Consider the following 25934-nt stretch of genomic DNA (forward strand, 5'->3'; position numbering starts at 1 on the left):
ACGGAACCGGGTGGTCCGATCGCTCGTCCACTACGATGATCGTTTGCTTGGGCCGGCCGACCGGGGGAAACGTGCCGACATCCGTTCGCCCGCTCCCGGCCAGGCCGCCCACGCGGATCCGCTCGACCGGACGGCGTCAACCGCTATCGCCTGTCCCGCTGCCGCGCGCACGAAACCGAACGGCGAAAGGCCGACAGACATGACCACACACACCGGCGGCGTCACCGAGCAGCCCTCGGCGGACCCCGTCGACCGCGCGGTGTCGCGGCGGCGCCTGCTGCGGCTCGGGGCCGGCGTCGTGGGCGGCGGTGCCCTGCTCGGGGCCGCGGCGGGGGGCGGGATGCTCGCCGGATGGCTGCCCGGTGGGGTGACGCTGAAGAAGGCGCTGGGGATGACCGGGACGGACGGCACGGTGCCGGACGCGGCACCGGGACCGGTGCAGGTCGAACGGGTCCATTCGGCGGCCCGGAACCGGGAGGTCACGATGGTGACCATGCTCCCGCCCGGCGCCGCGGCGAGCACGAACCTGCCGGTCTGCGTCCTGCTGCACGGGCGAGGCAACGACGCGCAGGGCATGGTGGCGCTCGGGGTACCGCAGTTCCTGGCGGCCGCGGTCAAGGGCGGCGTGCCGCCGTTCGCCGTCGTCGCGGTGGACGGCGGGGACGCCACCTACTGGCACCAGCAGGCCCCCGGCGACGACCCGCAGGCGATGCTCCGCGAGGAACTCCCCGGCTGGCTGCACGCCCGCCAACTGCCCACGCCACGCGCCGCGATGGGGATCTCCATGGGCGGCTCGGGCGCCCTGCAGTACGCCGTCGGGCGCACGCAGAGCGGCCGCAACCTGGACGCCGTGGCGCTGCTCAGCCCGGCCGTCTTCCGCACCTGGACGGACGCCCGCACCACCGGCGGGTACGCCGACGAGGCCGACTGGCAGGCCCACGAGCCGACACTGCGTCTGGACCGGACGCAGGTCGGCGCCCTCGGCGTGTGGTGCGGCCAGGAGGACCCGTTCTGCCCCGCCGCCCGCCAGGTCGCGCGGCAGGCGCGAGCACGGGAGCAGCACTTCCCCGACGGAGAGCACACGGACGGCTTCTGGCGGCGGGTGATGCCCGACGCGATGTCGCTGCTGGGGCACGCACTCGCCACCGCCTGAGCAGGTACCGCCGCCGCTGTCCGCGGCGCGGGCGGACCTGTTCGCAGGCGACGTTTCCCGCGCCGGTCCCGCCGCCACCGCCGTCATCGCCGCCGCCTGTGGCGGCAGGTGACACCGTGACGGTTGGTGTGCGACGCTGCACCTCGCGCGCCGTCGCGCGCGTTGGAACCGGGGGGTTTCGCATGGACGGTGGATCGCCGTCGCGTACGCGCTGGCGGAGCGGTCGGCCGACGGGGGTGCTGCTGGTCGTCGTCGGGCTGCTGACGGCTGCCGCGGCGCTGCGGCCCGAGGGCGGGCTCCTGGGCACGGCGGCGACCGGGCCGGTGGCCGGCCTGGGGTTCGTGGTGCTGCTCGGGCTCGGCTGGGCCGCGCTGGTCGGCAGGTTCGCGGTGCGCTTCCGCGAAGAGGTCCGCCACCTCGACGGGCCGACACCCCGGGCCGAGCGCCTGCGGGAGACGGCCATGCTCCTGCTGCCGCTGGCCGCCGCCGCGGTGCCGGTCCTGCTGCTGGTCCTGCACGGCCGGGCCGGCTCCGGGCCGGTCCTCGTGCCCCACCCGCTGCCGGTGACGCCCACCCCCAGCCCCAGGGACGTCCCGTCGTCCCCGCGGGTACCGGTCCCGCCGACCGTCGACGACGGGCTCGGGGTGCTGTTCACGGCACTGTCCGCCCTGGCGGCGGTGGCCGCGGTCGTCCTCGGCGTCGTCCTCGTGCTCCGGCTGCGCCGACTGCGGCTGCGCCGCCAGGAGGTGCCCGTGGCGCCGCCCGCCGCGCCCGCGAGCCCCGAGGCCGCTCTCGCCGAGGCCGTCGCCTCCGGCCGCAGGGCCCTGGAGGGCGCGGACGCAAGGGCGGCGGTGATCGCCTGCTACGCGGCGATGGAGGGCTCACTGGCCGCCTCCGGCCTGCCCCGGCACGCCTGGGAGAGCCCGACGGAGCTGCTGCGGCGCGCGCTGTCCGACGAGCGGGTCGACGCCACCGGGGCGCGGGAGCTCACCGCGCTCTTTCGCGAGGCCCGGTACTCGACCCACCGGATGGACGACGACCAGGTGCGCCGGGCCCGTAGGGCCCTGGACGCCATCGCCGCCCGGCTCGCGGACGCCGCACCCCCGCCCGCGGCCACCGGGACGCACACCGCGGGGACACACACCGCGGGGGAGCACCGATGAGCAGCGCGACGCCCCGCCGCGACGGGCCCGCCGACGAGGCGGGCCGCGCACTCGCCCGCCCCGGCTCGGTGCGCCACAGCCTGATCGAGCTGGCCGCGCCCGCCGTCCTCGCCGAGATCCTGTTCGCCCTGGTCGGCGGCTGGCCCGGGGCGGGGGCCGGCGTGGTCCTGCTGACCGTCACCGCCCTGCTCGTCGCCCGCCGCATGGCCGGCGCGGGAGCCGAGACCCTCTCCCCGCGCAGCCGGCCGCGGCAGATGGAGGCGTACGAGCCCGGCCTCGGCGACTGGCGCTGGACGGTCCGCCAGGGCCTCGACCCCCAGGGCGACGCCGCACCGCTGCGCGCCAGGCTCCGACGGCTGTACGCGGTACGGCTCGCGGAGGTCCACGGCCTGGACCTGACGGCCGACCGCGACCGGGCCGCCGAGCTCCTCGGGCCCCGGCTGTGGCCGTGGATCGACCCCGTGGCGCCCGTCCCGGCCGAGGTCTTCCCGGTGGAGGTCCTGCGCGAGCTCGTCGACCGGCTCGACGCCCTGTGACCCACCGCGTCCCAGGACCGAACACCCCCGGACCCGTCACCGCCCCTCACCGACCGAATCGTTTCCGCAGGAGAGTCATGCCCGACCTTTCCACCACCCTCCACGGCCCCGCCCACCCCGCCGGCCCGGGCACGGTGCCGGGGCAGGCACCGCAGGCCGTACCGGCGCTGACCCCGCAGCAGGCCGGCGAGCGGGCTCGCGCGGTGATCGGGGAGATCGAACGGGCCGTGGTCGGCAAGCCCGAGGCACTGCGCCTGGTCATGCTCGGCGCGCTCGCCGGCGGACACGTCCTGATCGAGGACCTGCCCGGGCTCGGGAAGACCCTGCTGGCCCGCTCGTTCGCGACCACCCTCGGCCTGGACTTCCGCCGGATCCAGTTCACCCCCGACCTGCTGCCCTCCGACGTCACCGGTGCGCCCTTCTACGAGCGCAACACCGGCGAGATGGTGTTCCGGCCCGGCCCGCTGTTCACCCAGCTGCTGCTGGCCGACGAGATCAACCGGACCCCGCCCAAGACCCAGGCCGCCCTGCTGGAGGCGATGGCCGAGGGCCAGGTCTCCGTCGACGGCGCCACGCGCCGCCTGCCGGACCCCTTCCTGGTCATCGCCACCGCCAACCCGATCGAGTACGAGGGCACTTACGCCCTGCCCGAGGCCCAGCTCGACCGCTTCCTGCTGCGCGTGCGCATGGGCTACCTCCCCACCGCCACGGAGGCGGCGATGCTGCGCGCCAGGATCGACCGGGCGGCCCCCGAGCCGGTCCTGGAGACCGTGGCCGGTCCGGCGGAACTGCTCGCCATGCGGGCCGCGGTGGAACGGGTCGAGGTCGACGACGACCTGGTCGACTACGTCATCGCCCTCGTCGACGCCACCCGCAACGACCAGCAGATCCAGGTGGGCGCCTCGCCCCGCGGAGGGCTGGCGCTGATCCAACTGGCCCGCGCCCACGCCATGGTGGAGGGGCGCGACTACCTGACCCCCGAGGACGTCAAGGCGCTGGCCGGCCCGGCCCTGGCTCACCGCATCACGCTCAAACCGGAACTGTGGGTGCGCCAGATCGAGGCGGACGACGTGATGGCGCGCCTGATCGCCTCCGTCCCCGCGCCGCAGACGCTGCCCCGCGCGGTGGCACCGTGAAACCCGCCCCGGCCACCACCCCCGCCCAGGACGCGGCCCCGGCCGAGCCGGCCACCACGCAGGCCCCGACCACCACGCAGGCCCCGGCCACCGCCCCTGCCCTGGCCACCGACCCCGCCCCGACCCCCGACGACACGGACCGCCCCGCCCGCCGCGCCCGGGCCCTGGCCGTCGCCCGCAGCGCCCGGGCCAGCGCCGCCGGCCTGCCCGACAGCCCGCCGTCACCGCACTGGCGGCCCGGTGAGCAGACCCTGCGCCTGCTCACGGTGGCCACCGTCGCGGCCCTCGCCGCCCTGGTCACCGGCCACGCCTGGCTGCTCGCCCCGGCCGCCTTCGCGGCCGTCCTGCTCGCGCTGGCGGCCCCCGGAGGCAGCCGCCCCACCCGGCTGTCCGCCGAGAGCACCGCCCGGCCGCGGCGCTGCTTCGAGGGCGAGCCCGTCGCCGTGCACGTCACCGTGGACCACGACGGCCGGATCGGCCCGCCCGAGCCCGTCGTGACGCTCGGCCCCGGCCTCGCCCTGGACGCCCTGACCGTCACCCCGAACGGCGTCGACCTCGTCCTGCGCGCCGACAGCTGGGGCCGCCGGCACCTGGGCGTCGTCGACCTCGACGTGCCCGACGCCCGCGGCCTGACCCGCCGCACCGTGCGCACCGACCTCGGCACCGTCGACGTCTTCCCCGTCCCCGACGCCGCCCACCTCACCCCGATCCCGGTCCGCCTGCCCGAACGGATCGGCGAGCACACCACCGCGCACGAGGGCACCGGCATCGAGGTCGTCGGCGTGCGCCCGCACGTGCCCGGCGAACGGCAACGGCGGATCCACTGGCCGTCCACGACCCGCCGCGACGCCGTCCAGATCAACCAGTTCGCCGCCGAACGCGCCGCCGACGCCGTCGTCCTGCTCGACACGCTCGCCGACTACATCGACACCGCCACCGGGCGGCGCAGCCTGGACGAAACCCTGCGCGCCGCCACCGGCCTGACCCGCGCCTACCTGCGCCGGCACGACCGGATCGGCCTCGTCGCGGTCGGCGGACGCCTGCGCCAGCTCACCGCCGCCACCGGGGACCGGCAGTTCTACCGCATCGTGGAGAGCGTGCTGGAGGTCCGTCAGGACCGCCCCCGGCGCGGCCCCCTTCCACCCCTGCCACTCGCGGCCCTGCCCGGCCACGCCCTCGTCTACGCCTTCACACCGCTGTCGGACCAGCGCATCCTCGACGTCCTCGGCCAGGTCCGCGAACGCGGCAACCCGCTCGTCGTGGTGGAGATCCCGGTAGGGGAACCGGCGGCCCGCCCCGACGACGAGACCGACGCCCTCGCGCTGCGCCTGTGGCACGCGGAACGCGAGGCGATGCGCGCCACCCTGCGCGGGCGCGGCATCCCGGTGGTCCGCCACACGCCCGGCGAGACCCTGGACCTGGCCCTCGGGCCCCTGCTGCGCCGCCGGATCACGGGAGCCGCCCGATGACCGGCCCGTCGAGCACCAGGACCGCTCCGACGGCCGCCCGGACGACCGCCCAAACGACCGCCCAGACGGCCGGCCCGACGCGCGCCACGGAGCCGGGGCCGCCGGCCCGTACGGTCGCCGAACCGGCCCGCCGCCCCCGTAGCGCCCACCGCGCCGAGCGGGCCGTACGCCTCGAACGCGCCGCCCTGCGCGGCACCGGCACCGCCCTCGCCCTCGCGGCGGCGGGCACCGGAACCGGTACGCTCACCGACCGGCTGGGGCCCGTCGTCCTCCTGCCGGTCGCCGTCGGCGCGCTGTGGGCCGCCGTCCCCACGCCGGACGGCCCGGCCCGGGCCACCTGGCCCGCGCGCCTGTCCGCGACCCGCACCACGCTCCTCGCCGCCGGATCCGTCCTGCTCGCGGCCCTCGGCGAGCCGTCCTGGTGGCGGGCGCTCGCGGTGACCGTCCTGCTCGCCGGCCACCTGCTGCTGCTCGACGCGCTGGGCCCCCGCCGTCCGAGCATCCGTCCCGCCTCCGCGGCCGCCGCCCTGGCCGCCTCGCTGCTGGTCCTGCCGCCGGCCTTCGCCCCCACCACGGCGGGGGAGTGGTCCCGCCCCCTCGCCGTGCTGGGCCTGGTCACGGCCGCCGTCGGTGTGGGACTGGCCCTGCGCCCGGAGCCGACGCCGCCCTCTGACGGTCCGTGAACGCGGCGGTGGGGGCGGCCCTTGGTTCGGGCCGTCCCCACCGCCGGGTCGCCCGGTGCCTACCTGCCGTCCCGGCGCAGTTCCTCGAACAGCGCGGACTGGCCCTCCAGGAGGCTCTCCAGGAACCGGCCGTGCCTGGTGAGCGTGGTGCTCTGGGTTTCCAGGGTCCGGGTCTGGGCCCGCAGGATCATGGTCTGCTCCGCCTGGCCGGAGACCATGACGCCGAGGACATCGGCGAGGCCGGTCATCGACTGGCACTGTTCGGCCCGGTCCGCGCGGACCGCGTCCGGCACCGGGGTGCGCTCGGGTGCGGAGAAGCGGGCCCCCGCGCGGTCGCGGTCGGCCGCTGCCGGCGCGCGCGTCGCCGCGGACTCCTCGCGCAGGCGGTCGACCTCCGCCTCCAGCACCGCCAGCCGTGCCCGCAGGTCGTCCAACTCGCCCATGTTCTCCACCGTCCAGTACCCTCCCCGGCCGTTGACGGCCATTGACGTGCGGCTTCAGCGTAGTCAGCCCGGCGCCGTGTCCCCCCGTCGGGCCCCGGGGGAGGCGGCGGCCGAGTCATCCTCGCGCGCCGCCACTGACGTGGCGTCAGGATCCCGCCCCTGTGGGTGAGTCGGGCCGAGGCGTCGGGCCGGGCCCGGACGTCCCGCCGGCGGGGCCGCCGCCGCGGAGCCCGTATCCGGCCCGCGAAGGACACCGAATCCGACACGCCTTGAACACATCTGCCCCGCAAGTAGCCAGGCGTCACCCTTGACGCCCGGTTCGTCGGCCAGGCCCGACGGACCTCCCGCCCGGCACCGGCAGTTGTTACTGACAGTTTCGGCCTGCGCCTCTCCGTGTTCGCCGCGTCTTTGACGAATGCGTTCAGGAAGATAACGAAAAGGACCGGTCTGGTCTCTTATTGGATTTACTTCTTGACTACATCTGGCGTGTAAGGGTTGACTCCCTCCCACCCCGCCGCACCGTCGCGGCGACGTCAGGGAGGCACCCCCACATGAACGCAACGATGCGTCGCGCCGTCATCGCCACCGCGGCCGTCTCGATGGCCCTGTCCATGGCCGCGTGCGGCAAGGCCGGCGGCGACAAGAAGGACTCCGCCGCCTCAGGCGACACCAAGTCCATCGGTCTGCTGCTGCCCGAGAACGCGTCCTCCACGCGCTACGAGTCGTTCGACCGCCCGTTCATCGAGGCCAAGGTCAAGGCCCTGTGCGCGGACTGCAAGGTGCTCTACAACAACGCCGAGGGCAGCGCGGCCAAGCAGAAGCAGCAGTTCGACACCCTGATCGCCCAGGGCGTGAAGGTGATCGTCCTGGACGCCTTCGACGCCACCTCCACCCAGGCCTGGGTCAAGGAGGCCGCCGACAAGGGCGTGAAGGTCGTCGCCTACGACCGCCTGGCCACCGGCCCGGTCGCCGCCTACGCCTCCTTCGACAACGAGAAGGTCGGCGAACTCCAGGGCCAGGCCCTGGTCGACGCCCTCGGGGACAAGGCCGCCGACGCCAACATCGTCATGATCAACGGCGACGACGCGGACCCGAACGCCGGCCAGTTCAAGGCCGGCGCCCACAAGGTCCTCGACGCCAAGGTCAAGAAGGTCGTCTACGAGCAGTCCGGCGAGTGGAAGCCCACCGTCGCCAGCCAGAAGATCGGCGCCGCGATCACCCAGTTCGGCAAGGACGGCTTCCAGGCCGTCTACTCCGCCAACGACGGCATGGCCGGCGCCATCATCACCCAGCTCCAGGGCGCGGGCATCAAGGTCCCCGTCGGCGGCCAGGACGCCGGCCTCGACGCCGTCCAGCGCATCGTCAACGGCGACCAGGCCTACACCATCTACAAGGCCTACAAGCCGCTCGCCGACTCCGCCGCCGAACTGGCCGTCGACCTGCTGCAGGGCAAGGACGTCAAGTCCGTCGCCACCGCCAGCGTGGACAGCGCCACCGACAAGGGCATCCCGGCCAAGCTGCTCGACCCCAAGGTCGTCACCAAGGACAACATCAAGGACACCGTCATCGCCGACGGCCTCTACAAGGCCTCCGACATCTGCACGGCGGACTACGCCGCCGCCTGCGCCGCGGCCGGCCTGAAGTAGCACGCGCGGGCGGAGCTCCCCACCTCCCCGGGGAGCACCGCCCACACCGCGCGGCGGGCCCCGCCCCGCCCCGGCACCCCACTTTTCGACGCTCACCCGCCCGCCCCGCACGGCGCGCGGGCCAGCCCGGCCGCCGACCCACCATCACGGCGCGCACGGGGAAGAAGGAGATGGTTCACGTGACAGGCGCACCCGTACTGGCGTTGCGCGGGGTCTCCAAGCGCTTCGGCGCCGTCCAGGCACTGACCGACGTGCACCTGGAGGTACACGCAGGCGAGGTGGTGGCCCTGGTGGGCGACAACGGCGCCGGAAAGTCCACGCTGGTGAAGACCATCGCCGGTGTCCACCCCATCGACGAGGGGACGATCGAGTGGGAGGGCCGGGAGGTCTCCATCGGCCGCCCGCACGACGCCCAGGCCCTCGGCGTCGCCACCGTCTACCAGGACCTGGCCCTGTGCGACAACCTCGACGTGGTCGGCAACCTCTTCCTCGGCCGTGAGCTCAAGCGCTTCGGCACGCTCGACGAGGTCGCCATGGAGAAGCGCGCCCGCGAACTGCTCGACACCCTCTCCATCCGCATCCCGAGCGTGCGCATCCCCATCGCCGCCCTCTCCGGCGGCCAGCGCCAGGTGGTCGCCATCGCCCGCGCCCTCGTCGGCGACCCCAAGATCGTCATCCTGGACGAGCCCACCGCGGCCCTCGGCGTCGAGCAGACCGCCCAGGTCCTCGACCTCGTCGAGCGCCTGCGCGACCGCGGCCTCGGCGTCATCCTGATCAGCCACAACATGGCCGACGTCAAGGCCGTCGCCGACACCGTCGCCGTCCTGCGCCTGGGCCGCAACAACGGCGTCTTCGAGGTGGCCACCACCTCGCACGAGGAGATCATCTCCGCCATCACCGGCGCCACCGAGAACGCCGTCACCCGGCGCCAGGCCCGACTCGCGGAGGAAGCGAAGTGACCACCGAACAGCCCACCCCGACCACCCCCGCGGTCGACCCCCGCCTGCTCGTCCGCGAGGCCGGCCTCGCCGGCTACCTCGCCGAGTTCAAGCGGAAGATGAAGAACGGCGACCTCGGCTCCGTACCCGTCGTCCTCGGCCTGATCCTCATCGGCGCCATCTTCCAGGGCGTCACCGGCGACTTCCTCAACGCCGACAACCTCACCAACATCACCAAGTGGATCGCCGGCCCCGGCCTGATCGCCGTCGGCATCGTCTTCGTGCTCCTCCTCGGCGAGATCGACCTCTCCCTCGGCTCCGTCTCCGGCGTCTCCGCCGCGATCGCCGCCGTCCTGTCCGTGCGCTCCGGCTACAACGAGTGGCTCGCCTGCCTCATCGCCGTCGCCGCCGCCGTCGCCATCGGCGCCCTGCACGGCTTCTTCTTCGCCAAGATCGGCGTCCCGGCCTTCGTCGTCACCCTCGCCGGCCTGCTCGCCTGGAGCGGCCTGCAGCAGTACGTCCTCGGCGACAAGGGCACCGTCAACGTCGTCAACGACGGCGTCCTGGCCAACCTGGACACCTACTTCCTCGGCGACGGCGACATCGCCTACACCTGGGGCCTCGCCGTCCTCGGCATCGCGCTCTTCGCCGCCGGGCAGATCCTCGACGCCCGCCGCCGCACCGCCGCCGGCCTCACCGCGCGCCCGGTCGGCGAGATCGCGCTGCGCACCGGTGTCCTCGCCGTCGTCGCGCTGACCGCCGCGTACATGCTCAACCAGGACCGCGGCCTGCCGCTGCCCCTGCTGGTCTTCCTGGCCGTCGTCGTCATCACCGACTTCGTCCTGCGCCGCACGAGCTACGGCCGGCAGATCTTCGCCGTCGGCGGTGGCGTGGAGGCCGCCCGCCGCGCGGGCATCAACGTCGCCTGGGTCCGGATCTCGGTCTTCATGATCTCCGCCGGCATGGCGGCCCTCGGCGGCCTGTTCATCGCCTCGCAGCAGGGCTCCGCCGACAAGCTCCTCGGCGGCGGCAACGTCCTGATGAACTCCATCGCCGCGGCCGTCATCGGCGGCACCAGCCTCTTCGGCGGACGCGGCAAGACCTGGTCCGCCCTGCTGGGCATCCTGGTCATCCAGTCCATCATCACCGGCCTCGACCTGGTCCACGTCAACCAGGCCGTCCAGTACATGATCACCGGCGCCGTCCTGCTCGCCGCCGTCGTCCTGGACTCCGTCTCCCGCCGCACCCGCAAGAGCGCCGCGCGCTGACCGCCGTCACGCGCGGCACGGGGCCGGCCCGGTATCCACCCCCTCGGATACCGGGCCGGCCCCTTCGTCCTCCGGGGGCCGTCCGTGGAGGGCGTCCGCCGCGGGCGGGCACCCCCGACCCGCTGCGCCCGGCGTGTCGGAGCGGGCGTCAGGAGGGGCGCAGGCCCTCCAGGACGGTCTCGACGAGCAGGGGGCTGCGCAGGGTCTCCTCGGGTCCGGCGCCGAGCAGGATCCGGTAGTAGACCGGGGCGTAGAGGATGTCGACCATCGTGCGGGTGGGCAGGTCGGCCCGGAGCTGGCCGGCGGCCACGGCGGCGTCGAGGCGGCGGACGCACCGCCGGATCCGGGGTTCGAGGAAGGTGGCGCGCAGGGCGGCGGCGAGGCCGGGGTCGCTCTGGGCCTCGGCGATGATGCCGCGGTAGAGCGTGCCGATGTCGCCGGTGAGCATGGCGGCCACGGCGGCGAGCTGGGCGGTGAGGTCGGCGGCGATGTCCCCGGTGTCGGGGAAGTCCATGGAGTCGCCGATCCGGTCGTTGACGGCGTCCAGGGCGATCGCGCCCTTGGACGGCCACCAGCGGTAGATGGTCGGCTTGCCGACGCCCGCGGTCGCGGCGATGGCCTCGATGGTGGTCTTGCCGTACCCCTTGGCCCCGGCCACCTCGAAGACGGCGTCCAGGACGGCGCGGCGGGCGCGTTCGCTTCGGCGTTCGGGGTTCGGCTGGGGGGTCATGGCCCGAGTCTAGCCCAGACGTGACGTTACGTTTCGTTTTGACAGTCGGCACCATGCCGCCCTAGCCTCATTGGCGTTACGAAACGTTTCGTAACGTTGACTGCCGCTGCTCACGAACCCCAAGGAAGGCCGCCATGACCACCGCCGTCGCCTCCCCGCCCCCGTCCCCGTCCGCCGACCGCTTCGAGCGCGGGCTGGCCCTCCTGCACGAGATCGCCGGCCCCGAGGGCTCGGACATCCTGAACGGCCTCGGCGACATCGCCCCGGACCTCGCCCGGCTGACCGTCGAGTTCGGCTACGGCGACGTGTACGCCCGTCCCGGCCTCACCCTCGCCCAGCGGCAGCTGATCAACGTCGCCGCCCTGACCTCGCTGGGCACCGCGGCCCCGCAGCTGCGCTTCCACATCGACGGCGCCCTCAACATCGGCGTCGAGCCCGCCGAGATCGTCGAGACGGTCCTCCACATGGCGGTCTACGCCGGCATCCCGGCGGCACTCAACGGCATGGCCGTGGCCAAGGCCGCCTTCGCGGCCCGGCCGGAGCTCGACGTCACCCCCGCGCGAAGCGGCACCGACGGCGCGCAGACGCTGCGGGAGCGGCACGAGCGCGGGCTCGCCGCGCTCAAGCGGGTCGACGGGGAGGCCGGCGAGCGCGTCGTCGCCTCGCTGGCGGACATCGCCCCGGTCCTGGCCGACTACATCGTCGACTTCGCCTTCGCCGACGTCTACTCGCGTCCCGCCCTCGACCTGAAGACCCGTGAACTGGCCACCGTGGCCGCCTGCACCGCGCTCGGCACCGCCGCCCCGCAGCTGCGGGTCCACCTGCACGGGCTGCTCAACGTCGGCGGCACCCGGGAGGAGGCGATCGAGGCGATCGTCCAGATGGCGGTCTACGCGGGGTTCCCGGCCGCCCTCAACGGGATCGCCGCCGCCCGCGAGGTGTTCGCCGAGCGCGACGCGGCGGGCCGGGCGGGGGAGTAGACGCCCTCGCCCGCGGGCGAACCGGCCGCGGGCGAGCCGGCCGGGGATACGTGAACTGGGTGAACGGACGCGACGCGTCGCCGTGATGGCACGTCAGGCCCGCGCCGGACGGCTAGGACGGGGGGATGCGCCTTCCCTCTCCGACCGCGCTCCTGGCGGTCTCGCTCGTCATGCCCCCCGGTACCGTCCACGGGCACGCCCCCGGCACGTGGCAGCCGGCCGCCGTACGGTCCACGGCACCTTCGGCCGCCCCTCCCGCGCCCCTCGCCGCGCCGCCCGAAGGCTCCACCGAACCGCCGCCGGAGTACCGGTTCACCGGGGCCGGGTTCGACGCCTGCTCGGCCCCGCCGGAGGAGGCCATGGACGTCTGGCGCACCGCCTCGCCCTACGGCGCGGTGAACATCTACAGCAGCGGCGGCCAGCGCGGCTGCGAGCAGCCCCGGCTGACGCCCCAATGGGTCGCCGCGGTCCGGGCGATGGGGTGGAAGGTGGTGCCCACCCACGTCGGACTCCAGGCACCCTGCGCCGAGCGTGCCGACAAGCCGCTGCGGATCGACCCGGACCTGGCCGAGGAACAGGGCGCACAGGAGGCGGGCGAGGCGGCCGCGGCGCTGCAGGAGCTGGGGCTCGGGCCGGGCAGCCCGGTGTACCTCGACATGGAGGCCTACCCGGCGGGCGACGAGGTGTGCAGCCGCGCGGTGGTCGACTTCACCGCCGGCTGGACCCGGGCGCTGCACGATGCCGGATACCGGTCAGGCTTCTACTCCAGCATGGACTCCGGCATCGCGGACATCGTCGCCGCCGCCCAGTCCGGCCGCGACCCGATGCCCGACGCGCTCTGGTACGCCCGCTGGGACGGGCAGCCCACGACCAGCGGACAGGCCGGGCTGCCCGACGACCTGTGGAGCGGCCACCGCATCCACCAGTACCGGGGCAGTGCCGACGAGACGTACGGGGGGGTGACGCTCAGCGTCGACCCCGACGAGCTGGACGGCCTGGTGGCCGGCGGGGAGTCAACTTGACCCGGCCCTGAAGGGGGCTGGGCTTGTGGGTAGGGCGCGGCTGGCTGTCGCGTGGCCTCCCACGTCTGAGAGCTGCCGTCAGGCTGGCTCTGGGACGCATGACTGACGCCCCGCTGTCCACGCGACGGCGCCGCGAGCGGCGATGTTGCGGGAGCCGTTGAGGTCCGCGTGCATCGTGACACCGCAGGCGCGGCACGTGAACTCGGATTGGTTCGGCCGGTTCTTCCGGTCGATGTGTCCGCACTCGCAGCATTGCCGGCTGGTGTACGCCGGGTCGACGTACACCAGCGGCACACCGGCTCGCTTGGCCTTGTAGGCGATGAAGGCGCCGAGCTGGTGGAAGCTCCACGAGTGCAGAGAGGTCCGCTGGTCCTTGCGGAGCCGTACCCTCTCGCGGATGCCGCTCAGGTCTTCCAGAGCGACACCGCGTGAGGTGCTCCCCCAGCCTTCGGCCGGGAGGTGCCCCCATGCGGTGGTGACGATGGACTTGGAGATGCGGTGGTTGACGTCCGCCGCGTACCGGGCTTCCTTTCGGGCACGCTTCTTGAGCAGCCGCTTGGCGGACTTGGTTCCCTTGGCCTGCAACTTGCGGCGCAGATCGGCCTGGCGCTTGCGGTGTCGGTTCAGGCCACGCCCGGCGTGCCGGGTGCCGTCGCTGGTGGCAGCGATGTTGACGATGCCCAGGTCGACGCCGAGGAACCCGGCAGGGTTCTCGTTCAACGGTGTTTCGGGCACGTCGCAGGTGGCGATCAGGTAGAACGCGCCATCACGCCGGATCAGATCCGACTCGCCCTTCCGGTAGGAGCGCAGGGTCTCGAGCGCATCCGGCGAACACGCGAACCGCACGCCCCTGAGCCGTCCGGACGTGGTCCAGATGCTCACGGTCCGCTTCTCTAACTGCCAGCTCAGGCAGCGGTCATCGAACGGCTGAGCCGCCTCCGGCCGGAAGGTGACCGGCTTGGAGCCCGCCTTGATACGGGGCTTGCTCCCCGGCCTGCCGAGGTTCCCGGCCCGGATGTTCGCCTTCAACACGGTGTAGGCGTCACAGACCTTCTTGATCACATGCTGCGCGGCCTGCGCCCCGAGCCCACGGGCCTTCAACTCCGCGTAGGTGTGCTTGCGCAGCTCGTACTCACGCGGGACACCGCGCTCGAACGCGATCCCGGACACCCAGCACGCTGCCTCGTTGACCGTGCGCAGAGTGCACTCCAGAGCCGACGCCTGATCAGGCGTCGGTAGGAGCTTCACCCGCGTCACCGTCTTCATGCCGGCAACCTACAAGGAGGCACTGACAACACCCGCCCAAACGGTGACGCAGAGATCCCCGCCGCTTCGCTGCTCCGGGCCAAGGATGCGTTTCCTCCAGGCCCCAAAGGGCCAGGGCTCCTCGCAAGATCATGCTGAACCATAACGGGCCGTCCGGGACCGGCCGAGGGTGCCGCGCGCCGCAGCTCGTCCTCCCGGCCCTCCCTGCCCGCCGGTGCCGGCCACCGCACCCGGAAGGGCGTGGCCTGCACCGGCCTGTCGTGCCACACCGTGCCGCATCGGGCCGGAACCGGGCCGGCTACCGGTCCGCGGTCAGCTTGCCGGCCACGCCCCAGTTCTCCGCCTGGTACTCCTGGACCCACACGAACACGCTCTCGGCGGGAACCTCCAGGGTCTCCACGAAGGCCTCGGTGACCCTCTTGACCAGCTCACGCTTCTGCTCGACGTTGCGCGGGCCCTGCTGAATGGTGACGATCGGCATCTTCGGCTCCTCACCGGGTCTCCCTACCGGGATCCCCTACCTGGTCTTCCTCCGCCGGTTCTTCCGGCTGGGAACAGTCCACCCGATCGGGGCCGATCGCACCCAGACCCGAATCGCTCTGACAGCGATCACGAATCCTGATCGTCCCAGGTCGGGGCCGTCTGGCGGCAGGCCTCCAGGAGCAGCCCGGGGAGCGGGGCCAGGCGCCGTACGGCGATCGAGGTCGGCAGGGCCAGTGGGGTGCGGCAGGGGCGGAAGGCGACCCGATGGGTGTTCACCATCCGGGCGTTGGCCGCGTATACCACCGTCCACATCGGGATCCCGGCGCCGATCGCGGCCAGGGTGTCCTGCAGGGTGCTGTGGGCCGGGCCCAGGACCGGCTGGAAGCCGGCCTGCGCGCAGGCGCCCATCACCAGGTCCACCAGCGCCGGGTGGTTACGGCGTTCGGTCAGCCGCAGCGGCAGGGCGGCCAGTTCCGCGAGATCAACCTCGGCCTGGTCGGCGAGGGCGTGCCGGGCGGGCAGCGCGAGCACCAGCTCGTCCTGCCAGACGGGCAGGAAGCGAAGATCGGCGCTGCTCCCGGGGATGGCACCGCGCACGAACGCGGCGTCGAGACGGCCGTCCGCCAGCCGCGCGAGCCGCTCCCGCACCGGGGCGGAATGAAGTTCGACGCGCACGCCGGGGGCCCGCCGCTGGTAGGTGTCCAGGATCAGGTCGAGCCGCTCGCCGAGCCCCGTGATGGTGCCGAGCCGCAGCACGGCGGGCGCGGCCAGATCGGCGGCGAGGGCGCGGGCGGCGTCCTCGGCGGCCAGCACGTCCCTGGCGGCGGGCAGGAAACGCTCGCCGGCCGGGGTCAGCCGGACGTACCGGGGCGAGCGGTCGAACAACTCGACCTTCAACTCCCGCTCCAGGCGCCGGACCTGCTGGCTCACGGCGGGCTGGCCGAGCAGCAGCTTCTCGGCGGCCCGGCCGAAATGCAGTTCCTCTGCGACGGCGACGAAGCAGCGCAGCTGCCGTAGCTCCATGCGGTCCCCCTGCTCGATCAGCCGACGGGGCCCATCGTCGCAGGCCAGGCCCGCGGCTCCGGCGACGCCCCCGCCACCGGGGGCCGCCCGTCGGCGCACCCCCGCAGACGCTTCCAGGGCCCACCCCCGCCCGGTCCGCGCACCGAACCGCCCGCCACCGACGTCCGGCACTTCCGACTGTTACATGACAGTGACGTTCCGCGCACAACCGGTGGCGTCAAGTGAGGCGTCCCCTCAGGTGACAGCGCCCGAACCACACCGACCGTGTCTTCGGGCCGAACGACCACCTCCCCCTGAAAGGGGTGCACCCGTGATCGTCTCCAAGCGGAACTCCCTGCGCCTGGCCGCCGTCGCCGGCCTCAGCGCGCTCCTCCTCGGTACGGCGGGCACCGCCATGGCGGCCGCCCCGGCCGTCCCGGTCGCCTCCGCCGCCTCCGCCGCGCACGCCGCCATCACCGCCAAGCCGTCGGTCTCGTCCGTCCAGGCCTGGCAGCTGTTCCGTGTCACCGGCACCACCACCGGCCTCAAGGCCGGAAGCACGGTGACCCTGCAGCAGAAGCAGCACGGCAGGTGGGTCACCCTGCCGGCCTCCGTGCACACGACCCACAACGGCTCCTACTCCCTCGGCGTGAAGCTCGGCATCAAGGGCCTGAACGAGCTGCGCATCATCAGCGGGAACACCGCTTCTCCCGTGTTCACCGTGACCGTGCGCTGACCCACGACCCACAACCCCGCACACCCGACGGCCCGCCGCGTGCGATGTCCTCGCACCCGGCGGGCCGCCGCCGTCCGGCCGGCGCCCCGCCCGTGCGATCCGGTCGCCGGTCGGCCGCCGCCCGGGTCACGGTCGTCGGGTGGGGGACCGCCGGAGGTCGCGGTTCAGACCCCGATGCTCGCCCGGCGCAGCAGGTAGGCGCCGGAGGCGGCGGCGAGGAGGGCCATGCAGGCGGCGAAGACCAGGCCGGCGTGGGCCAGGCCGAGCGGCCCGGCGAGCAGGCCGATGCCGATGACGGGGATCGAGATGCCGAAGTAGGCGACCACGAAGAGCGCGGAGAGGGCGCCGCCGCGGTGCTCGGCGGGGCTCGCGGCGGCGACCTCGCCCACCGCGCCACGCAGGCCCATGCCCTGGCCGGCGCCGCCCACCAGCGCGGCCAGCACCAGGGGCGGCAGGACGGTCCAGGCGAGCGAACCCGCCAGCAGCGCCAGCCCGCCGATCAGCACCAGGCAGCCCAGGGGGACCGCCCGCGCGGTGCCGAACCGGGGGACGAGGAGCTGGCCGAGGGTGGAGGCGAGGAAGACCGCGAAGACGACGAGGCCGACGACCGCGCGGTTGTGGACGTTCAGGCCCTCGGCGAGGAAGGCGGGGCTGACGGAGGTGAACAGGCCCAGCAGGGAGAACCCGGCGAAGGCGGCGATCCCGGCCGGGACGAACACCGGGCGCACCTGCGGCGGCAGATCGGGCCGGTCGGGCCGGGCGGTGCGCAGCGGGCGGGTGCCGGCGACGGTCTCCGGCAGCAGCAGGAGGAGGGCGAAGGACGCGGTGAGCAGAACCAGGTGCACGGCGAACGGCAGCACCAGGGGGTGGGGCGCGTACTGGGAGAGCAGGCCCGACAGCAACGGTCCGAAGCCGAGGCCGCCCATGTTGGCGGCGGTCGCGACGAAGCCCGCGCGGCCCCGCTGCCGTGGCGGGGCGAGCTCCATCACGTACGCGGTGGCGGTGCCGGTGAACAGGCCCGCCGACAGACCGGACAGCAAGCGGCCCAGGCACAGCAGCGGCACGCTGTCCGCGGCCAGGAAGACGACGGCGCTGCCGGCCGCGCAGACCAGCCCGCAGAGCAGGACGGGACGGCGCCCGACGGTGTCGGAGACGTTGCCGGCCAGCAGCAGGACGCCGATGACGCCGAAGGCGTAGACGGCGAACACGACCGTCACCGTCAGCTCGGAGAAGCCGATCCGCTCCTGGTACAGCCCGTACAGCGGAGTCGGCAGGGTGGTTCCGGTCATGCAGACGGCGAAGGCGAAGGCGGCCAGGAGGTAGCCCGTCCGGGCGACGGCGGGCCGAACTGTCCGATGATCGGTCACCGACCCACGATAGGCACGCGACCCGGCCGCGCCCACGACTCGTGGGCGCGCGCTGGGCCGACCGGCCGTACCCCACCGAGAGGTCCTCGAACGGCGCGGCCGTCGGGTCGGTAGCAGCGCGCGGTTGCGGGCCGAGCCGACCACCCAGGCGTCGGCGCCGCACTCCAGCCGGCGGCGGTCCTCGGCGTACTGAGGTCGCCCCGGGACACCCCACCCGAGTCGGCCGGGCGTCACCTCGACCCGCCACCTTCGGCCTGTGCCCGAACCCGAACCCGAGCAGCGGTTCACACCGCTGTCCGAGCGCTTTCCGTGGGCCGTTCGCGGCAGTGCGGCCCGCGTCTGCCGCCGGGACGCCCACACCACGCTGAACAATTCGGCCTGGTCGGGACACAGGGACGTGTCCGAGCGGCATCGAGGGGAACAACCGATGGACGGAGCCGGACACCCGAGTCGTAGGGCGCTGCTGGCCGGCGGGCTCGCGAGCGCCGCGGTCGCGCTCGCGGGGTGCACGACGACCAGGGCGGCCACGCCGGCGACCAGCACGTCGCCACAGGCACGGCCCACCACGCCCGCCGGGGCGTTCACCAGGCTGATGGACGGCAACAAGCGCTGGGTGAGCGGAGAGCTCCAACACCCCGACCGGGACCCGAACCGGCGTCAGCTCGTGGCCCAGGAACAGGAGCCCTTCGGGTCGATCCTCTCGTGCATCGACTCGCGAGTGCCGCCCGAGCTCCTCTTCGACACCGGCCTGGGCGACCTGTACGTGATGCGCACGGGCGGGGAGGCGGTCGAACCGGTGGTCACCGGTTCCGTCGAGTACGGGCCCATGACGAGTGGCACCCCGCTCATCGTGGTCCTCGGGCACCAGCGCTGCGGCGCCGTCAAGGCGACGTACGAGTCCATCCGTGACGGCAAACCGCTGCCCGGCAACCTGCAGGCCATCGTCAAGGCCCTGCAGCCGGCGTACGACCAGGCGGTCCGGGAGGGCGGCGCCGACCCGGTCGAGACCATGGCCCGCGCCCAGGTCACGCTGACCGCGGCCGACCTGCGCGCCAACCAGGACCTCGCCCCACTCGTGGCGAAGGGCGCCCTCGCCGTGGTCGGCGCCTACTACTCGCTCGACACGGGCCAGGTGGAGGTCCTGGCCGGCGCCCCCTGACCGGTCCGACGAGCCCGACGGGCGCGCTCGCCCCACCTGGCGGGCCTTCGTCACCGTTGTCCGCAGTGCCCCGGAGCGGGAAGTCGGTCCCGCCGACTTCCCGCTGGCGGTGTGGTCTCACTCGGGAACGCGCAGGCGTGAACTTCGAATACCACTCCAAATCCTGGTGTGCCGTCAGGTATCCTCGCACGTCGCCGAATCCGACTGTCAGTTCGATGATCCTGCGAGGAACCATGGAGACACGACAGATGGTGAACCAGCCCCGTCTGGTGCTGCTCACCGGTGCGGCCGGCCGCATAGGCACCTGCCTGCGGGAGCTGTTGCCCGCCTACGGCTACCGACTGCGCTGCTTCGACCGTCTTCCCGTGCCCGGTGAACCCGACGTGATCACCGCCGACCTGCAGGATGCCGGGGCGCTGGCGACGGCGGTGGACGGCGTCGACGCCGTGGTCCACCTGGCCGGGATTCCGGGAGAGGCGCCGTTCGCCGACATCCTGGCCGCCAACATCGACGGCACCTACCGGCTCTACGACGCCGCCCGGGACGCGGGCGTACGCCGGATCGTCTACGCCAGCAGCAACCACGCGACGGGCTTCACCGAACGGCCCGCCGACGGCGCCACCGTGCCGGTGGACACCCCGCAGCGGCCCGACACCTACTACGGGCTCTCCAAATGCTTCGGCGAGAACCTTGCCTCGCTGTACGCCGACCGGCACGGAATCGAGACCGTCTCCCTGCGCATCGGCTCCTTCGCCGCCGAACCCCGCAGCATCCGGATGCTCGGCACCTGGCTCAGCCCCGGCGACTGCGCCCGCCTCGTACACGCCGCGCTCACCGGGCCGGTGGCCGGCCACACCGTGGCCTACGGCATCTCCGCCAACACTCGCGCCTGGTGGGACCTCTCATCGGCCCGGGCGTTCGGCTACCAGCCACTGGACGACGCCGAGACCTTCGCCACCGAGCTGATCCCGAAACTCGGCGAGCTGTCCGCCGACGACCCGGAACACCGCTACCTCGGCGGCCGCTTCACCCAGGCCAGGCCCTGACCACCTACGTCGATCATGTTTCCGGCTTCGTTCCGGGCCGACCTCCACGAACGCCCTCAGCCGTGCGATGCCCCCCGGATCCGCCACGCCGCGGCCGAGCGGTCCGTCCGGCCTGCCGACCGCGTCACGGGTCTGGACAGCGGCGCGCGAGTCGGCCAGTGTTCAACGTCATGACTCTCCCGCTCCCTGAGCACCGCCCCGGTGCCGCGCGCGGCGTGCTCTTCGAGGCGGTCACCGCGGTCGGCGACGAGGCCGTCGCCCTGCTCGCCGGCTGCCGTGGCGACACCCCGATACCCGGCGCCGAGTGGACGGTCGCCGAGGCCGCCGCCCACCTGGCGATGGCCAACGAGCTGATGGCCGCACTGGCCGCCGGCGAGGAACGGCCGTACGGGGACGGCAGCCCGGGCTCGCTGGCCGCGGCGAACGCGGCCTCGCTGGCCGCGCGGCCGGAGCGGGACCCGGCCGTGCTCGCCGAGGAGATCGCCCGGCAGGCAAGGCAGTTCACGGCGGCGGCCGGCCCGCGGGCCGGCACCGAGCCGGTGCTGACCCCGCTCGGCCCGATGGACCTGGACACCCTCGGCGCCTACCTGCTGACCCACATGCTGGGCCACCTCTACGACATCGCCGTCGCCCTGGGGCGGCCGCACCCGATCGACCGGCACCGCGTCGGGCTGACGATGCCGTTCCTGCGCACGGCCATGCCGCGGGTGACGGACGCCCGCGCCGCGGCCGGCCACAGCGCCTGCTACCGGCTGCGCCTTCGCGGCCTGGGCGCCTTCGCGGTGACCTTCACGGACGGCGTCGCCGTGGTGAGCCAGGAGCCGCCGCGGCGCCCGGACTGCACGATCCTCACCGAGCCGGTCGCGTTCCTCCTCATCGCGCTGGGCCGCTGCAGCGCCACCGACGCCCTCCTGCGGGGCAAGGTCCTCGCCTGGGGCCGCCGGCCGTGGCTGGCCCCGGCCTTCCCCACGCTGTTCGCCGCCCCCTGAGCACGGCCGACGAGGCCGCGCCTCTGCCACTGCCAGAACGTCGGCAAGGAGGCAGGGGCCAGGCCGTCCGGCCCGGCGGCCGCGCCGGAGGGGCTGTTCAGGAGAGCCAGTCGGTGTAGTGGGTGGGGGCGATGCGGGCATCGCTCGGGGCGGTGAGGACGTCGCCGTGGGCGGCGGCGAACATGCCGGCGGTGTCATCGGTGACGACACGGCGCCCGTCACCCTTGGCGGTCAGGGTGAGCCGGCCGAGTTCGTCGAGCGGGTAGACATCGGGACCGGCGATGTTGACGATGCCGTTCACAGGGCTGCCTGCGGCGACTTCGGCGACCACCTCGGAGACGTCCGCGGCGGCGATCGGCTGGATCGGCGTGCGCGGCAGACGGATGGTGTCGCCGTCGGCGGTCATGGACAGGGTCGCGTCCATGAACTCCATGAACTGCGTGGCGCGGACGATGGAATACGGGATCGGTCCGGCCTTGAGGATCTCCTCCTGAAGCACCTTCGCCCGGTAGTAGTCCAGATCGGGCACCTGGTCCACGCCGACGATCGACAGGATGACGACGTGCCCGACCCCGCCCTTGCGGCTCGCGGCGAGGAGGTTGTCCATCGAGGTCCGGAAGAAGGCGGGCGAGGCGTCGTCGAAGGTCGGGGAATTCGTCAGGTTGACGACGACGTCGGCGCCCGCCACGGCCGTCTCCAGCCCCTGGCCCGTGATGACGTCCACGCCCGTGGACAGGGAGTGCGGTACGGCCTGGTGCCCGGCAGCGTTCAGGTTCTTCACGACCCGTGACCCGATCAGCCCGGTTCCGCCGATGATTGCGAACTTCACGGCATGCGCCTTCCCTCGACGACTGGTGTCCGACATGTGCCCTGTCATGTGCCTTGTGCAGTGCCAACCCTCGACGAACATGACCGTCCCGGCGAGCGGTGGCAGCCCCCTCACGCAGGACCGAGACTCGAAAGCGTGAACACCACGGACCTGTCACCCAGTGCCTCCTCGAACCAGCACGGGGCACCGGACGCGGACGTCCTGGTGGTCGGGGCCGGCCCGACCGGCCTGCTGCTCGCGGGTGACCTCGCCAGGTCCGGAGTCGATGTCACACTGCTGGAGCGACGCGAGCACGAATCCAACCTGAGCCGCGCCTTCAGCCTCCACGCACGAACCCTGGAACAGCTCGACGCCCGTGGCCTGGCCGACGAACTGCTCCGTATCGGCACACCAACCCGGGTGCTGCATCCGTTCGGCCGCCTCAGCATCGACTTCTCCGGCCTCCGCACGCGCTTCCCCTTCATCCTCACCGTTCCGCAGTGGCAGGTCGAGCAGGCCCTGCTGCGCCGGACCGAGGAAGCGGGAGCCACCATGCTTCGTGGGGCCCGGGTCACCGGGCTGCGGCAGGACCCGGACGGCGTCGACGTGGATGTGCGCCATCCGGACGGCGCCACGGGAACACTCAGGGCCCGTTACGTCGTCGGTACGGACGGGGCGCGCAGCGCCGTCCGGGAGAGCCTGGGCATGCCGTTTCCCGGCAAGTCGGCGATCAGCTCCGTGATGTTGGCCGATGTGCTGCTCGACCGCGCCCCCGACGAGATCTTCAACTTCGCCTCGAACGAGGACGGTTTCACGTTCTTCGCGCCGTTCGGGGACGGCTGGTACCGGATCATCGGCTGGGACCGGCACCGACAGATGCCCGACGATGCGCCACTGACCTTGGAGGACGTCCGGGACATCACGAAGCGTACGATCGGCGACGACCTCGGGATGCACGACCCGCGGTGGCTCTCCCGGTTCCACAGCGACGAGCGGCAGGTACCCCGCTACCGGCAGGGAAGGGTGTTCCTCGCGGGTGACGCCGCACACGTCCACTCGCCGGCCGGCGGCATGGGCATGAACACCGGGCTGCAGGACGCCGCCAACCTCGGGTGGAAACTGGCAGCCGTTGTGCACGGCTGGGCTGGTGACGCACTGTTGGACAGGTACCACACCGAGCGTCACCCGGTGGGGCGGATGGTCCTGCGGATCAGTCACGCACTCCTCACGGCCGTCACCACCGGGTCACCTCTGATCCGCGCGCTGCGGGCCGCGCTGGCCACCGTCGTGCACCAGTTGACCGTGGTGGAGGCGCGCGCGTCCCGCGGCATCTCCGGCATCGGGATCACCTACCCCGCGCCCCGGGGCTCTCATCCGCTCACCGGGCGCCGGGTTCCCGACCTCCGTCTGGCGGAGAAGCCGGCCCGGCTCCACGAGGCGCTGCGGGAGGGCAGGTTCGTGCTGGTGGGCCGCGATGTCGCCGCGGTCGCCGCGCCATGGGCGGGGCGGGTGGTGACAGCCTCCCCGGCGGCCGGCCTGCGCCCGACCCTCCTGGTCCGGCCCGACGGCTACGCCGCGTGGGCGGCCGAGGGCCCCGACCCGGACGAGGTGCGCGAAGCCCTGACGCAATGGCTGGGCGCGGTGGACCGCCCGGCGGCGTGAACGGGCCGTCGGTGCCCGAAGCGGACCCCGCCGATTCGGCGCCGAGGGGCGGGCGACACCGAACCGCCCCTGCGCCGGGACCCTGCGGAGCCGGGCGCGGGCAGCTGACCCATTGAATCGGGTGCAAGCCCGGTCCTTCAGGGCCGGGATAGACCTTACGGCCCGAGGTGCGGAGCGAGCCGATCTCGGGCCACGGCTTGTCACGCCGGCCGCTGTTGCTGCTCGATGTACTGCTTGATGATCGACAGCGGCGCTCCGCCGCAGGACGCGGCGAAGTAGGAGGGGGACCAGAAGTGGCCGTGCATGATGGCCCGGTTCACGCGGCCGGTGAAGTCACGCCGCAGGATGCGCGCGGATACGCCCTTGAGGCTGTTCACCAGGCCGGACACCGATACCTTCGGCGGGTAGTCGATCAGCAGGTGCACGTGGTCCCGCTCGCCGTTGAACTCCTTCAACTCCGCGTCGAAGTCCTGGCAGACCTTCCGCATGGTCGCCTCGCAGACCGTCAGCATTTCGTCGTCCAGTACTCCTCGCCGGTACTTCGTCACGAAGACCAAATGCACGTGCATCGCCGAGACTACGCTCCGGCCTCGCCGATATTCCGTCAGTTCATCCATAGACCAAACGATATGATGCTGCGTGTGCAGCTCCGGTACAACTACCGCGTCACGCCGGCGCCAGGCCAGCGCCTGGCGCTCGCCCGCGCGTTCGGGTGTGCCCGCGTGGTCTTCAACGACGGCCTTCGCGCCCGTCAGGAAGCCCACGCGCAGGGGCTGCCGTACATCAAGGACACCGACCTTCAGAAGCAGGTCATCACCGCGGCCAAGCGCACCGAGGAACGGGCGTGGCTGGGGGAGGTGTCCTCGGTGGTGCTGGTGCAGTCCCTGCGGGACCTGCACACCGCCTACCGGAACTTCTTCTCCTCCGTCACCGGCAAGCGCAAGGGACCGAAGGTCGCCCCGCCGCGCTTGAAGTCCAAGCGCGACAACCGCCAGAGCATCCGGCTCACCGCCAACGGCTTCTCCCTGCGCCCGGACGGACGGCTGTACGTGGCGAAGGTCGGGGACCTCGAAGTCAACTGGTCCCGGCCGCTCCCGGCCGCGCCCACCTCGGTCACGGTCACCATGGATGCCGCTGGGCGGTACTGGGCCGGCTTCGTCGTGGGCACCGAGCCGCAGATCCTTCCGGAAGCCGACACCGAGACCGGAATCGACCTCGGGCTCACCCACTTCGCCGTCCTGTCCGACGGCCGCAAGATCGAGAGCCCGAGGTTCCTGCGCCGAGCGGAGAAGAAGCTCAAACGCCTGCAGAAGGCCCTCAGCCGGTGCGAGAAGGGGTCGAAGAACCGGGCCAAGGCCCGGAAGAAGGTCGCGCGTCAGCACGCCAGGGTGGCGGACCGCCGCCGGGACTGGCACCACAAGGAATCCACGAAGATCATCCGTGAGACCCAAGCGGTATACGTGGAAGACCTTGCGGTGTCCGGCCTCGGACGGACCCGGCTCGCCAAGAGCGTGCACGATGCCGGATGGTCCGCGTTCCTCACCATGCTGGAGTACAAGGCCGCCAAGCACGGCCGCTACTTCGGCAGGACAGGACGCTTCGAGCCCACCTCCCAGGTCTGCTCGACCTGCGGAGTCAAGGACGGCCCCAAGCCCCTCACGGTCCGCGAATGGATCTGCGGGGGCTGCGCGACCGTCCACGACCGCGACGTGAACGCCGCACGCAACATCCTGGCCGCCGGACGGGCGGACAGACTAAACGCCTGTGGAGCGAAGGTAAGACCGGGACTTGTCCCGGCGCAGCGCGATGAAGCAGGAACCCACCGAGACGGTCACTCGACCGTGGTAGGAATCCCGGTCCTTCAGGGCCGGGAGGACGTCAATGTCAGCACTGCTCCGACCACATGACGGAAACCTTGCGCCACTCCGGCGTGTTCGCGTCGTGGTGATCCAGCCAGTTCTTCAGCGTGGCGCAGGTGTACGCCGGAACGGCGGGCAGCGCGGTGGCGGTCGTCGCCGCCTGGGGCACGGGCGGCGCGGCGGCGGCCTGCGACACCATGGCGGCCGAGGCCAGGAAGGGTGCGGCGATGACGGCGACCAGTGCCCGACGAACGAAAGTCGACATGGCGTGCCTCCTCGCGGGGAGATTCCAGCAGCCGTTCTTCACCGTACGCCGCCCAGGGGCCCGTCCTCGTCGCCGGGCCGCCGTTGGCGGTGGGCCGGGCGCCGGTAATCCGGCTACGTTGATAG

26 protein-coding genes are annotated in these 25934 nt (G+C 73.0%); 17 read left to right on the forward strand and 9 right to left on the reverse strand.

Features of this window, described 5'->3' with window-relative positions; all coding sequences use genetic code 11:
* The first annotated feature begins 199 nt into the window (after positions 1–199).
* The 6 genes from ACFVWU_RS15385 to ACFVWU_RS15410 all read left to right on the forward strand — a co-directional run bounded on the left by ACFVWU_RS15385 (position 200) and on the right by ACFVWU_RS15410 (position 6140).
* The gene (locus ACFVWU_RS15385; protein ID WP_387620211.1) at positions 200–1153 is read left to right on the forward strand and encodes an alpha/beta hydrolase; all 954 of its coding nucleotides are present in this window, start codon (positions 200–202) and stop codon (positions 1151–1153) included.
* Positions 1154–1335: 182 nt separating this feature from the next.
* Positions 1336–2316, forward strand: a complete 981-nt coding sequence (locus ACFVWU_RS15390) for a DUF4129 domain-containing protein (RefSeq protein ID WP_387620213.1) — start codon at positions 1336–1338, stop codon at positions 2314–2316.
* Positions 2313–2852, forward strand: a complete 540-nt coding sequence (locus ACFVWU_RS15395; protein WP_387620216.1) for a hypothetical protein — start codon at positions 2313–2315, stop codon at positions 2850–2852. The genes ACFVWU_RS15390 and ACFVWU_RS15395 overlap by 4 nt, the downstream gene beginning before the upstream one ends.
* A gap of 77 nt (positions 2853–2929) precedes the next feature.
* The gene (locus ACFVWU_RS15400; protein WP_387620219.1) at positions 2930–3988 is read left to right on the forward strand and encodes an AAA family ATPase; all 1059 of its coding nucleotides are present in this window, start codon (positions 2930–2932) and stop codon (positions 3986–3988) included.
* Complete coding sequence (locus ACFVWU_RS15405) at positions 3985–5457, forward strand: DUF58 domain-containing protein (protein ID WP_387620221.1); 1473 nt, start codon at positions 3985–3987, stop codon at positions 5455–5457. Before ACFVWU_RS15400 ends, ACFVWU_RS15405 begins: the two co-directional genes overlap by 4 nt.
* The gene (locus ACFVWU_RS15410) at positions 5454–6140 is read left to right on the forward strand and encodes a hypothetical protein (protein ID WP_387620224.1); all 687 of its coding nucleotides are present in this window, start codon (positions 5454–5456) and stop codon (positions 6138–6140) included. The genes ACFVWU_RS15405 and ACFVWU_RS15410 overlap by 4 nt, the downstream gene beginning before the upstream one ends.
* Before the next feature lie 59 nt (positions 6141–6199).
* On the opposite strand, the gene ACFVWU_RS15415 is transcribed toward ACFVWU_RS15410, so the two are convergent.
* Positions 6200–6625 (reverse strand): hypothetical protein, encoded by a 426-nt coding sequence (locus tag ACFVWU_RS15415; RefSeq protein ID WP_387620226.1) that lies wholly within the window; start codon positions 6623–6625, stop codon positions 6200–6202.
* A gap of 509 nt (positions 6626–7134) precedes the next feature.
* Here ACFVWU_RS15415 and ACFVWU_RS15420 point away from each other — a divergent pair.
* The 3 genes from ACFVWU_RS15420 to ACFVWU_RS15430 all read left to right on the forward strand — a co-directional run bounded on the left by ACFVWU_RS15420 (position 7135) and on the right by ACFVWU_RS15430 (position 10435).
* On the forward strand, positions 7135–8229 hold the full coding sequence (locus ACFVWU_RS15420) for a sugar ABC transporter substrate-binding protein (RefSeq protein ID WP_387620228.1): 1095 nt from the start codon (positions 7135–7137) through the stop codon (positions 8227–8229).
* A gap of 170 nt (positions 8230–8399) precedes the next feature.
* Entirely contained in the window at positions 8400–9188 is a 789-nt protein-coding gene (locus ACFVWU_RS15425; RefSeq protein ID WP_387620230.1) for an ATP-binding cassette domain-containing protein, read from the forward strand.
* A complete protein-coding gene (locus ACFVWU_RS15430) occupies positions 9185–10435 on the forward strand; it encodes a sugar ABC transporter permease (protein ID WP_387620233.1) in 1251 nt (416 codons plus the stop codon). Before ACFVWU_RS15425 ends, ACFVWU_RS15430 begins: the two co-directional genes overlap by 4 nt.
* 148 nt (positions 10436–10583) lie before the next feature.
* On the opposite strand, the gene ACFVWU_RS15435 is transcribed toward ACFVWU_RS15430, so the two are convergent.
* Positions 10584–11165, reverse strand: a complete 582-nt coding sequence (locus ACFVWU_RS15435) for a TetR/AcrR family transcriptional regulator (protein ID WP_387620236.1) — start codon at positions 11163–11165, stop codon at positions 10584–10586.
* A gap of 134 nt (positions 11166–11299) precedes the next feature.
* On the opposite strand from ACFVWU_RS15435, the gene ACFVWU_RS15440 reads away from it, so the two are divergent.
* Positions 11300–12145: a carboxymuconolactone decarboxylase family protein gene (locus ACFVWU_RS15440; RefSeq protein WP_387620239.1), complete on the forward strand. Its 846-nt coding sequence runs from the start codon at positions 11300–11302 to the stop codon at positions 12143–12145.
* Positions 12146–12270: 125 nt separating this feature from the next.
* The gene (locus ACFVWU_RS15445) at positions 12271–13167 is read left to right on the forward strand and encodes a DUF1906 domain-containing protein (RefSeq protein ID WP_387620242.1); all 897 of its coding nucleotides are present in this window, start codon (positions 12271–12273) and stop codon (positions 13165–13167) included.
* 78 nt (positions 13168–13245) lie between these two features.
* On the opposite strand, the gene ACFVWU_RS15450 is transcribed toward ACFVWU_RS15445, so the two are convergent.
* The 3 genes from ACFVWU_RS15450 to ACFVWU_RS15460 all read right to left on the reverse strand — a co-directional run bounded on the left by ACFVWU_RS15450 (position 13246) and on the right by ACFVWU_RS15460 (position 15939).
* Positions 13246–14433, reverse strand: a complete 1188-nt coding sequence (locus ACFVWU_RS15450; RefSeq protein WP_387620245.1) for an RNA-guided endonuclease InsQ/TnpB family protein — start codon at positions 14431–14433, stop codon at positions 13246–13248.
* Between the two features lie 298 nt (positions 14434–14731).
* The gene (gene dmpI, locus ACFVWU_RS15455; RefSeq protein WP_387620248.1) at positions 14732–14914 is read right to left on the reverse strand and encodes a 4-oxalocrotonate tautomerase DmpI; all 183 of its coding nucleotides are present in this window, start codon (positions 14912–14914) and stop codon (positions 14732–14734) included.
* Between the two features lie 128 nt (positions 14915–15042).
* Positions 15043–15939, reverse strand: coding sequence for a LysR substrate-binding domain-containing protein (locus ACFVWU_RS15460; protein ID WP_387620250.1), 897 nt, complete (start codon positions 15937–15939; stop codon positions 15043–15045).
* 310 nt (positions 15940–16249) lie between these two features.
* Here ACFVWU_RS15460 and ACFVWU_RS15465 point away from each other — a divergent pair, with 310 nt between their 5' ends.
* Positions 16250–16654 carry a hypothetical protein gene (locus tag ACFVWU_RS15465; protein WP_387620252.1) on the forward strand — a complete coding sequence of 135 codons (405 nt, stop codon included), beginning with the start codon at positions 16250–16252 and terminating at the stop codon, positions 16652–16654.
* Between the two features lie 164 nt (positions 16655–16818).
* Here ACFVWU_RS15465 and ACFVWU_RS15470 read toward each other — a convergent pair whose 3' ends face one another.
* Positions 16819–18021: an MFS transporter gene (locus ACFVWU_RS15470; protein WP_387620254.1), complete on the reverse strand. Its 1203-nt coding sequence runs from the start codon at positions 18019–18021 to the stop codon at positions 16819–16821.
* 427 nt (positions 18022–18448) lie between these two features.
* Here ACFVWU_RS15470 and ACFVWU_RS15475 point away from each other — a divergent pair, with 427 nt between their 5' ends.
* The 3 genes from ACFVWU_RS15475 (at position 18449) to ACFVWU_RS15485 (ending at position 21215) form a co-directional block, all read left to right on the forward strand.
* Positions 18449–19180: a carbonic anhydrase gene (locus ACFVWU_RS15475; RefSeq protein WP_387620256.1), complete on the forward strand. Its 732-nt coding sequence runs from the start codon at positions 18449–18451 to the stop codon at positions 19178–19180.
* Positions 19181–19431: 251 nt separating this feature from the next.
* On the forward strand, positions 19432–20226 hold the full coding sequence (locus ACFVWU_RS15480) for an NAD-dependent epimerase/dehydratase family protein (protein WP_387620283.1): 795 nt from the start codon (positions 19432–19434) through the stop codon (positions 20224–20226).
* A 170-nt stretch (positions 20227–20396) separates the two neighbouring features.
* Positions 20397–21215, forward strand: coding sequence for a maleylpyruvate isomerase family mycothiol-dependent enzyme (locus tag ACFVWU_RS15485; RefSeq protein WP_387620258.1), 819 nt, complete (start codon positions 20397–20399; stop codon positions 21213–21215).
* 97 nt (positions 21216–21312) lie between these two features.
* Here the strand turns inward: ACFVWU_RS15485 and ACFVWU_RS15490 are convergent, their stop codons facing one another.
* The gene (locus tag ACFVWU_RS15490) at positions 21313–22044 is read right to left on the reverse strand and encodes an SDR family oxidoreductase (protein ID WP_387620260.1); all 732 of its coding nucleotides are present in this window, start codon (positions 22042–22044) and stop codon (positions 21313–21315) included.
* Between the two features lie 135 nt (positions 22045–22179).
* Here ACFVWU_RS15490 and ACFVWU_RS15495 point away from each other — a divergent pair, with 135 nt between their 5' ends.
* Positions 22180–23685, forward strand: a complete 1506-nt coding sequence (locus ACFVWU_RS15495; RefSeq protein ID WP_387620262.1) for an FAD-dependent monooxygenase — start codon at positions 22180–22182, stop codon at positions 23683–23685.
* A gap of 200 nt (positions 23686–23885) precedes the next feature.
* Here the strand turns inward: ACFVWU_RS15495 and tnpA are convergent, their stop codons facing one another.
* A complete protein-coding gene (tnpA, locus tag ACFVWU_RS15500; RefSeq protein ID WP_387620264.1) occupies positions 23886–24302 on the reverse strand; it encodes an IS200/IS605 family transposase in 417 nt (138 codons plus the stop codon).
* Between the two features lie 24 nt (positions 24303–24326).
* Here tnpA and ACFVWU_RS15505 point away from each other — a divergent pair, with 24 nt between their 5' ends.
* Positions 24327–25592, forward strand: a complete 1266-nt coding sequence (locus ACFVWU_RS15505; protein WP_387620266.1) for an RNA-guided endonuclease InsQ/TnpB family protein — start codon at positions 24327–24329, stop codon at positions 25590–25592.
* On the opposite strand, the gene ACFVWU_RS15510 is transcribed toward ACFVWU_RS15505, so the two are convergent.
* A complete protein-coding gene (locus tag ACFVWU_RS15510) occupies positions 25570–25809 on the reverse strand; it encodes a hypothetical protein (RefSeq protein WP_387620268.1) in 240 nt (79 codons plus the stop codon). The genes ACFVWU_RS15505 and ACFVWU_RS15510 overlap by 23 nt on opposite strands.
* Between the last annotated feature and the right edge of the window lie 125 nt (positions 25810–25934).

Origin of the sequence: Kitasatospora sp. NPDC058190 (genome assembly GCF_042883685.1) — a bacterium.
Taxonomy (GTDB): Bacteria; Actinomycetota; Actinomycetes; order Streptomycetales; family Streptomycetaceae; genus Kitasatospora.

What these genes read in the sequence shown, in the direction of transcription:
- ACFVWU_RS15425 (WP_387620230.1), top strand. Translation starts at nt 8,400, where the DNA reads ATGGTTCACGTGACAGGCGCACCCGTACTGGCGTTGCGCGGGGTCTCC.
- ACFVWU_RS15420 (WP_387620228.1), top strand. Translation starts at nt 7,135, where the DNA reads ATGAACGCAACGATGCGTCGCGCCGTCATCGCCACCGCGGCCGTCTCG.
- dmpI (WP_387620248.1), bottom strand. Translation starts at nt 14,914, where the DNA reads ATGCCGATCGTCACCATTCAGCAGGGCCCGCGCAACGTCGAGCAGAAG.
- ACFVWU_RS15450 (WP_387620245.1), bottom strand. Translation starts at nt 14,433, where the DNA reads ATGAAGACGGTGACGCGGGTGAAGCTCCTACCGACGCCTGATCAGGCG.
- ACFVWU_RS15390 (WP_387620213.1), top strand. Translation starts at nt 1,336, where the DNA reads ATGGACGGTGGATCGCCGTCGCGTACGCGCTGGCGGAGCGGTCGGCCG.
- ACFVWU_RS15400 (WP_387620219.1), top strand. Translation starts at nt 2,930, where the DNA reads ATGCCCGACCTTTCCACCACCCTCCACGGCCCCGCCCACCCCGCCGGC.
- ACFVWU_RS15440 (WP_387620239.1), top strand. Translation starts at nt 11,300, where the DNA reads ATGACCACCGCCGTCGCCTCCCCGCCCCCGTCCCCGTCCGCCGACCGC.
- ACFVWU_RS15475 (WP_387620256.1), top strand. Translation starts at nt 18,449, where the DNA reads ATGGACGGAGCCGGACACCCGAGTCGTAGGGCGCTGCTGGCCGGCGGG.
- ACFVWU_RS15415 (WP_387620226.1), bottom strand. Translation starts at nt 6,625, where the DNA reads ATGGCCGTCAACGGCCGGGGAGGGTACTGGACGGTGGAGAACATGGGC.
- ACFVWU_RS15410 (WP_387620224.1), top strand. Translation starts at nt 5,454, where the DNA reads ATGACCGGCCCGTCGAGCACCAGGACCGCTCCGACGGCCGCCCGGACG.
- ACFVWU_RS15485 (WP_387620258.1), top strand. Translation starts at nt 20,397, where the DNA reads ATGACTCTCCCGCTCCCTGAGCACCGCCCCGGTGCCGCGCGCGGCGTG.
- ACFVWU_RS15510 (WP_387620268.1), bottom strand. Translation starts at nt 25,809, where the DNA reads ATGTCGACTTTCGTTCGTCGGGCACTGGTCGCCGTCATCGCCGCACCC.
- ACFVWU_RS15435 (WP_387620236.1), bottom strand. Translation starts at nt 11,165, where the DNA reads ATGACCCCCCAGCCGAACCCCGAACGCCGAAGCGAACGCGCCCGCCGC.
- ACFVWU_RS15395 (WP_387620216.1), top strand. Translation starts at nt 2,313, where the DNA reads ATGAGCAGCGCGACGCCCCGCCGCGACGGGCCCGCCGACGAGGCGGGC.
- ACFVWU_RS15460 (WP_387620250.1), bottom strand. Translation starts at nt 15,939, where the DNA reads ATGGAGCTACGGCAGCTGCGCTGCTTCGTCGCCGTCGCAGAGGAACTG.
- tnpA (WP_387620264.1), bottom strand. Translation starts at nt 24,302, where the DNA reads ATGGATGAACTGACGGAATATCGGCGAGGCCGGAGCGTAGTCTCGGCG.
- ACFVWU_RS15385 (WP_387620211.1), top strand. Translation starts at nt 200, where the DNA reads ATGACCACACACACCGGCGGCGTCACCGAGCAGCCCTCGGCGGACCCC.
- ACFVWU_RS15445 (WP_387620242.1), top strand. Translation starts at nt 12,271, where the DNA reads ATGCGCCTTCCCTCTCCGACCGCGCTCCTGGCGGTCTCGCTCGTCATG.